The organism is Acinetobacter sp. YH12233, from assembly GCF_013417725.1.
GTDB lineage: Bacteria > Pseudomonadota > Gammaproteobacteria > Pseudomonadales > Moraxellaceae > Acinetobacter.
Genome location: NZ_VPDK01000016.1, coordinates 60,032 through 66,911, shown reverse-complemented (window position 1 = coordinate 66,911; position 6,880 = coordinate 60,032). Strand labels below are relative to the sequence as shown.

Below are 6,880 nucleotides of genomic sequence, written 5' to 3'. Positions count from 1 at the left end.
ATAATTCAAGTGAATTTGTTTGAAAGAAGAACTTTAAAAGCTTTATTTTCACCCGATAAAATACCCATAAAACAAGAGGAAGCTCATTTGAGCTTCCTCTTGTGAAAAATTGTGGGACAGCAATGACCCGAAGGTGCTTTTTTTATTTGCTTAAATTACTGATACCAGCCGAAGAGCTTAAATACATAAGGCACATAAGCAATGATCAGCATCGCTGGCAGTAACACAATCATCGGTAAAATCCAGCGCTCATAACGGTAATAAAAGGACTTATGTCGAACTTCTGCATCCGCCTCGGCCACCTCAGCATCACCAATGGATTGCCTTGCCAACAGATGGTTCAGAGCAACTGGTGGTGTCACATAACCCAACTCGAAACCAATCAAGGTAATCATCCAGAAATGTACCGGATGAATTCCATACTGATAGGCGACTGGTGCAACCGTTGCTGAAATCAGGATCACTGCGCCGAATGGGTCCATAATCATGCCAACGAACACCATCAGGCCAACAATCATGGAAATCACCAGAATGGTACTGCTAATATCTGTCGGGAACGCTTCCATAATTTCCATACGTTCCAGCAGGCCGCCCACACTGACAGATAGTGCCATCAGAATCACCAGCGCACCAATGTGTCCAACCGTTTCACTGGTCGAAATGTGTAATGATTTCCAGAAGCCGACATGACGTAAACTTTCAACCGCAGTCGAACGTTTTACACCATGATCTACAGCCAGCTCACCGCCCTGCTGCTCAACATGGTCTGCTTCACGATATTCAGCATTAATGGCTGTACCTGCAGTCGCCATTGCAGGCGTATTTCCTGAACCTAAGGTTGTGGTTAAGGTTTCATCCCAATGCCCTACTGGTGGTAATGGTGCAGGCTCATGACGTAACTTATCAAATAGCACGATCATCAACAGAATGACTGGCATCATGACAGGTGCAGTAAATTCATTCAGATCTGTAGATAAAGCATATTTGTAGAACAGCCAGATCAGGATGAAAATCACAATATAAGGAATCACATTTACAAAGGCACGTGCAGACTGTGGTGAAGCCAGACCAGGTGCAGCAATACGGAACTTGCTTTCAGCAAAGAATAGCGAAATGATCAGGAACAATGTTGAACTGAGCAGGAAGACATAGACACCGTAGTGATACAGCATATCTGTCGTCACTTCCTTGTTCAGTGAAGCAACCACAACAATCAGTAGACATGGACGAAGCACCACACCGAGTGAACCGGACATCGCTGTTGCTGCCAAGGCAAACTGACGGCGACCACCGGCATTCCAGACTTCCTTATAAATGATCGCACCTGCAGCAATCACGAAAATCCCAGATGCACCGGTATAAGCGGTTGGTAGTGCAGCTGCCAGCAGGATTAACCAGGTCAAGGTTTCTGGTGCCAGATTCCATGGACGCAGGATATTCAGGAACATGTCTACGACACGGGTTTGTTTCAGCAACATACCGGCCCAGATAAATAAGGCCAGATTTAGGAAGATACTCGAAAATTCAACCAACTGCCCCAGATAGATGCCCTGACCCATCGGGTAATCCATCAAGAAGACAAAGTTAAATCCGGTACTGATGGCCATATAGGCATACAGTGGCACGCTTAAGAAAGCCAGCCCGAAACTGCCCCCTTCTCGGGTCGCCTGAGGTGGCTTAATGACTTGATACAAACTGATCAGGGTCAATGTCCCAAAGAGAATCATCCATAGCCAGTAGACATACTTCATGTCTCCCATTGGCACCCCGGAATTCAGCACCGACATATATTGGCTATAGGAAGAATAGACCAGGAAACTGTTCGCGATCAGCATCGCCACAGAATAGACTTTAAAGTCGATACGAGTGGCTGGACTACGTAGACCAATATGATGGGTTTTCAATGTCGCGCTGATTGCAGCAAATACCACCATAATGATGAGCAGCAAGGCACGGTTTTCAGTCCCGAACTTGAAAATGCCAAAGAATGAAGTTTCAAAACTGCGATAGGCACGAATACTTGGATGCGCTTCAATATGCGTTATCGCCTTGTCATAGAACTGGTAAGACTCTTCACAAACCTGTTGTGCCTGCATCACTGCAGCACGCACATCCGCTTCAGAACGTACACCGAAGAAATCGGCATATTCATCGGCGGCATCTGCTTTCATCTGCTCCTGAACTTTTTGATCGACATTAATATTACGATCACATTGTGGTGCTTTCGGTTCAGCACGCAAAAACGAATATTGCATGCCTGTCGCCGGATCACCATACAGACGCTCGCCCATACGCAGTAACTGACCATGAATCATTTCCCCGGTTCCAATCACTAAGGTCAGTAAGAGCAAGATGAGCACGACAAAGGTCGAGATCCACTCTGTCCAGATATAACGTAACAGACCTAATCCTGATCTGTTTTGATTATCGTTGTGCATGTATTTTCCTATTCTTGTTTTCGCGCCTTACATTCTTTTAAGCGCTGGTCTTCCTGTCTGCCCCGAAAATTCCTTTACAAGGGTCAGTATCATTATTTTCTGTTTTGACTCTGCATGAAAATCAGCAGAATAAAAATGACAATTTATCTTTTCTTTTTGTCTTTTCTGCCAACAGTTTCAGCTATCCTGGACATAATTGCCCAAGATATAGAGCAATGCGACTACCACTCCCCAGATCACCCCTAATAAATGCGCTTCGACCAGTACCGGACTGCCGATAAGTTGTGCAGTTTCCTGATTTCCAATGGTATTTTCCCAAATCAGTTTGGCAAAGATTAAAAATAATACCATTACGGCAAACCCACGTTCACGCTGATAAAGTAGATGCACGCAGGCGACTGCGACATAGGCCCCATGTAATACCCCGGATAGTCCTGCATATGCTTCAATATTTGGCAGGAAAAAATAAAAACTCAGGCTGATCAACGGCGGCAGAATCAAAAGAATCGAGACGAAATGCCACACAGATGCACGGGGAAAAATGAAAGGTAAACAGATAAAGGCAAGGATATTCAGAAAATAATGGGCCCAGCCGACATGCACCCAGTGCGCAGTCCAGAGCCGCCAGAATTCTCCGAGCAGGCTTTCCTGCCAGTAGATGAAAGCATCGTTAAAGATTTGCAAACTCGCTGAAAGAGAGACAAAAGCCGCCAGAAAAATAATTTTTCGTCGAAGATGTTGATCTTGCATCGGCTCCTTGAACTCCTTTCAGCATATTGAAAATGACCTCTATGAGCATCATTCACTTAATTTTTCATTAAATTATAGGTCAGCGCTAAACAGATCATCCAGTTCTGAAGAATTATCTGTTTCATCCCAGAAGGTCTGCATGCCATCATCTGCACTACGAATACCGGTATTTTCAGTCCAGTAACGGTCAGAAATACCATTCACCATAATGGCAGCCATACTGTCGATCAGCTTGAACTGAGGATTGACTGGCTTTTCATCACTACGTGCCTGATCAAAGGTTCTTAACGCATCACGAATTTTGGCATCATCCCCACTGGCCTGTGCCGCTACAGCATATAAGGCATGTGATAAACGTACACCTTTTTGCTCACCGATTTGTACTGACTGTTTCAGAGTTTGGTAAGGATCAGGTTTTCCATCACCTGCCCCTGGCAATAAAGTCCAGATCACAGCACGGGTTGCATTTGGCGCGCCCCAGAATTTGGTATTATCCAGACAGGTCATGCCACGCTCAACCACAGCCGCAATATCTTTAGGTACTTGTACAGCCCCACCCGAGTTAATGTCATTGGTCATGGCTTGCAAGCCACTCAGCATGCCCAGCAGATAAACTGTCTGTTCAATATCACTGTTCATGCGTGGACAGCCTTCACCCAGCGCTTTTTTATATTTTTTCTCATAACGGGTCTGGAATAACTGATAACCCGTGTACTGACGTTGTGCAGCCAGTGCAGCCCACCGTTTCTGCTCAATCCGCGCATCCTGAGCTTCAGTCACCTGATTGACTTTAGAAGCACGCAGATACCGTAGCTCTGCATCCAGCGCTTTCTGCTCGGCACAAATCCCCGCTGCGGAGTACATCAGTACCGCAACACGAGTCGGATCAGCCCCCATTTCCTTGGTCGACATGATGGCTGGTGTTAAAGAATTCCCGGAATTACACACCATCTCGGCATCATCCATCGCCAGGATTGGTGGAACAATATGCTTTTCAGTGAAGCCCAGCGCCACATTGGCACCGGTTTTAATGACCTGAGAACATCCTGTTAGAACTGTTGTTGTTATTGCAATGGTCGCCATACCTTGGCATATTTTTCGGACGCTCGACATTTTCCTGTCCTCTATAATTGTGATTATGTCCATTATTCTGCTAAACATATCAGAAGCATATAACGAATAAAAGAGTATTTACTCTAATTTAGACCAGACACTTTGCCATTAAATTGCCCAGCTGCAATTGACTGTAGTAGATAAAATCCCAAATTTTGGGCAAAAAAAAGTAGCATTGCGACGGTTCAGCACATGCTACTTATCAACTTGGCAAGTCGAGAAGAAAATAGGTTCTCGAGCTTAATTCTGTTATTTAGGTGAAAATCTGTCCTTCAGCACCGTTCCCAGCCGTCCTATGACCAGGGCCATCACAATCGCAACGATCAAAAACATCCACATTGGAAATTCCATCATGATCTCCTGGGTTCGCTGTTGGTGACTTAAATGTACCTGCTTATAAAAAAAGCAGCTGAAAAATTGTCAGACAATTTATTGTTTTTGCAGAGAAATATAATTTTTTGTCTGACAATTCAAGCGGGGTTAGCGGATAAATCTTTATTTTTAATGAATTTATTTAAAATTTTGGAATGTCATTTGTCGGACAATTAAAGTATTTTTGTCAAAACTTTCAAAGACTTCCATTGTTTAAAAGGCAACTGGTCACACCAGATGAGCAACGGACGTGCTTTTGCATGCTGGAAATACACCACGATATAAGCTTGGTGATCAATCACGTGACTGATCAACACTCGCCGTGTGCCTTGCGCAGCTGCTGTCAGCGACCATTCACGTCCATCCAGATATTCAAACTGCTCAATGTGCGGTGTCTTACGATAAAACAACTGATAGATGACCAATCCGATGACACCACAAACCAGCCAAATCGCCATAGGCAATAACTGATACAGCAGGAACATCAATACAGCAAAAATAAAAAGCTGAAACACCAGCGCACACTTGCTGCGTTTCAGCTTGAAACAACGATTATCCATGAACGTAAAATTTAAGCTTCTTGATAAAATCTTTTAATTCAGGGCGTGGGGGTTCAGACACTTCCATAAACCAGTCCAGCAGGTCTGGATCTTCCTGTGCAACCAGCTCAGCAAACATCTGTTTTTCGAAGGGATCAGCAGTGAGATAATAGTTTTTCACGTAGGGATCAAAATATACATCGATCTCTTTCAAGCCACGACGCGCGCGATAAATCACTTTGCGCTCTTCTAAGGTGATGTCATCAGTCATCGAATTTTCCCAACTCGTTACAAACCTGAGTAGTTTACCTTAAGCCATTGCTGAATTTCGAGGTATTTCATACAAATGACCAAAAGCATCAGCAGATTCTCCAGATTTGAACATTCAGCTCATTGTTCCCTCGTCTGCTCTATCTTAAGTTAAATAAAACATCACAATAAGGAAATTATAAGATGCATTCGAGCGCGATCCGTCCATTGGCCAGCATGCTGCCACGTCAGCTTTTCAATGATGAACATGAAGCCTTTCGGGAGATGGTCCGTAAATTCTATGAAAAGGAAGTGATTCCTCATACAGAAAAATATGAACAGCAACAGCATATCGATCGTGAGCTCTGGAATAAAGCCGGTGAACTTGGCCTTCTCTGTGCCACGATGCCTGAAGCTTATGGCGGTTCAGGGGTGGATCGTTTATACAGTATGATCCTGATCGAGGAACAGGCCTATGCAGGCGACTCTGCGACAGGATTTTCACTGCACTCCGATATCGTGGCCAATTATATTCTGAACTTTGGCAATGAAACACAAAAGCAGCAATGGCTCCCGAAAATGGCTACAGGTGAAGTGGTCACGGCAATTGCGATGACCGAACCTGGAACTGGCTCCGACCTGCAGGCAGTACGCACCAGTGCAGTGTTAGAAGACGATGAATATGTGATTAATGGATCTAAAATCTTCATTACCAATGGCTATCTTTGTGATACGGCAATTGCGGTATGTAAGACGGGTCATAGTGAGAAAGGCTCTGCCAATCTTTCTTTGATTATGGTCGAAGCAGATCGTGCAGGATTTAGTAAAGGTAAACCCTTAAATAAAATCGGCATGAAAGGTCAGGATACCTGTGAACTGTTCTTTGACAATGTCCGTGTGCCTAAAGAAAACCTGCTAGGTCAGGAAGGCATGGGTTTTATGATGCTGATGAAAGAACTGGCTTGGGAGCGGTTAATTGTGGCCATCATATGTCAGGCAGGGGCAGAAGCGGCATTCGCACATACGGTAAAATACACCAAAGAACGTCGAGCCTTTGGCAAACCGATCAGCGCTTTTCAAAATACCCGTTTTAAACTGGCAGAACTGCGTACCGAAATTGAAATCTGCCGAGCTTATCTGGACCGTTGTATGCAACTACAGCTTAATCAGGAATTGGGAATTGATGCCGCTGCAGCTGCCAAATACAAAATTTCTGAACTGTATACCAAAGTGGTTGATGAATGCCTGCAACTGCATGGCGGTTATGGCTATATGCTGGAATATCCGATTGCACGAGCGTATCTGGATAATCGCGCGAACCGCATTTATGCAGGGACCAATGAAATCATGAAGGAACTAATTTCCAGATCCCTCTAATTTGTAAAAAAGGAGTACATCAGGTACTCCTTTTATCTATGC

At 44.4% G+C, this 6,880-nt stretch carries 6 protein-coding genes; 1 reads left to right on the top strand and 5 read right to left on the bottom strand.

Features of this window, described 5'->3' with window-relative positions; translation table 11 throughout:
- Nucleotides 1-155: 155 nt before the first annotated feature.
- From FTV12_RS09110 to FTV12_RS09090, 5 genes are all read right to left on the bottom strand, one after another.
- Entirely contained in the window at nucleotides 156-2,438 is a 2,283-nt protein-coding gene (locus tag FTV12_RS09110; RefSeq protein WP_180011208.1) for a TRAP transporter large permease subunit, read from the bottom strand.
- 177 nt (nucleotides 2,439-2,615) lie between these two features.
- Nucleotides 2,616-3,188 carry a rhombosortase gene (gene rrtA / locus FTV12_RS09105; protein ID WP_180011205.1) on the bottom strand — a complete coding sequence of 191 codons (573 nt, stop codon included), beginning with the start codon at nucleotides 3,186-3,188 and terminating at the stop codon, nucleotides 2,616-2,618.
- A gap of 72 nt (nucleotides 3,189-3,260) precedes the next feature.
- A complete protein-coding gene (locus FTV12_RS09100) occupies nucleotides 3,261-4,301 on the bottom strand; it encodes a hypothetical protein (RefSeq protein WP_004786877.1) in 1,041 nt (346 codons plus the stop codon).
- Nucleotides 4,302-4,846: 545 nt separating this feature from the next.
- Nucleotides 4,847-5,233 carry a hypothetical protein gene (locus tag FTV12_RS09095; RefSeq protein ID WP_104425690.1) on the bottom strand — a complete coding sequence of 129 codons (387 nt, stop codon included), beginning with the start codon at nucleotides 5,231-5,233 and terminating at the stop codon, nucleotides 4,847-4,849.
- Nucleotides 5,226-5,483 (bottom strand): succinate dehydrogenase assembly factor 2, encoded by a 258-nt coding sequence (locus FTV12_RS09090; RefSeq protein WP_034590267.1) that lies wholly within the window; start codon nucleotides 5,481-5,483, stop codon nucleotides 5,226-5,228. The genes FTV12_RS09095 and FTV12_RS09090 overlap by 8 nt, the downstream gene beginning before the upstream one ends.
- Before the next feature lie 182 nt (nucleotides 5,484-5,665).
- On the opposite strand from FTV12_RS09090, the gene FTV12_RS09085 reads away from it, so the two are divergent.
- Nucleotides 5,666-6,838 carry an acyl-CoA dehydrogenase family protein gene (locus FTV12_RS09085; RefSeq protein ID WP_180011203.1) on the top strand — a complete coding sequence of 391 codons (1,173 nt, stop codon included), beginning with the start codon at nucleotides 5,666-5,668 and terminating at the stop codon, nucleotides 6,836-6,838.
- Nucleotides 6,839-6,880: the final 42 nt, after the last annotated feature.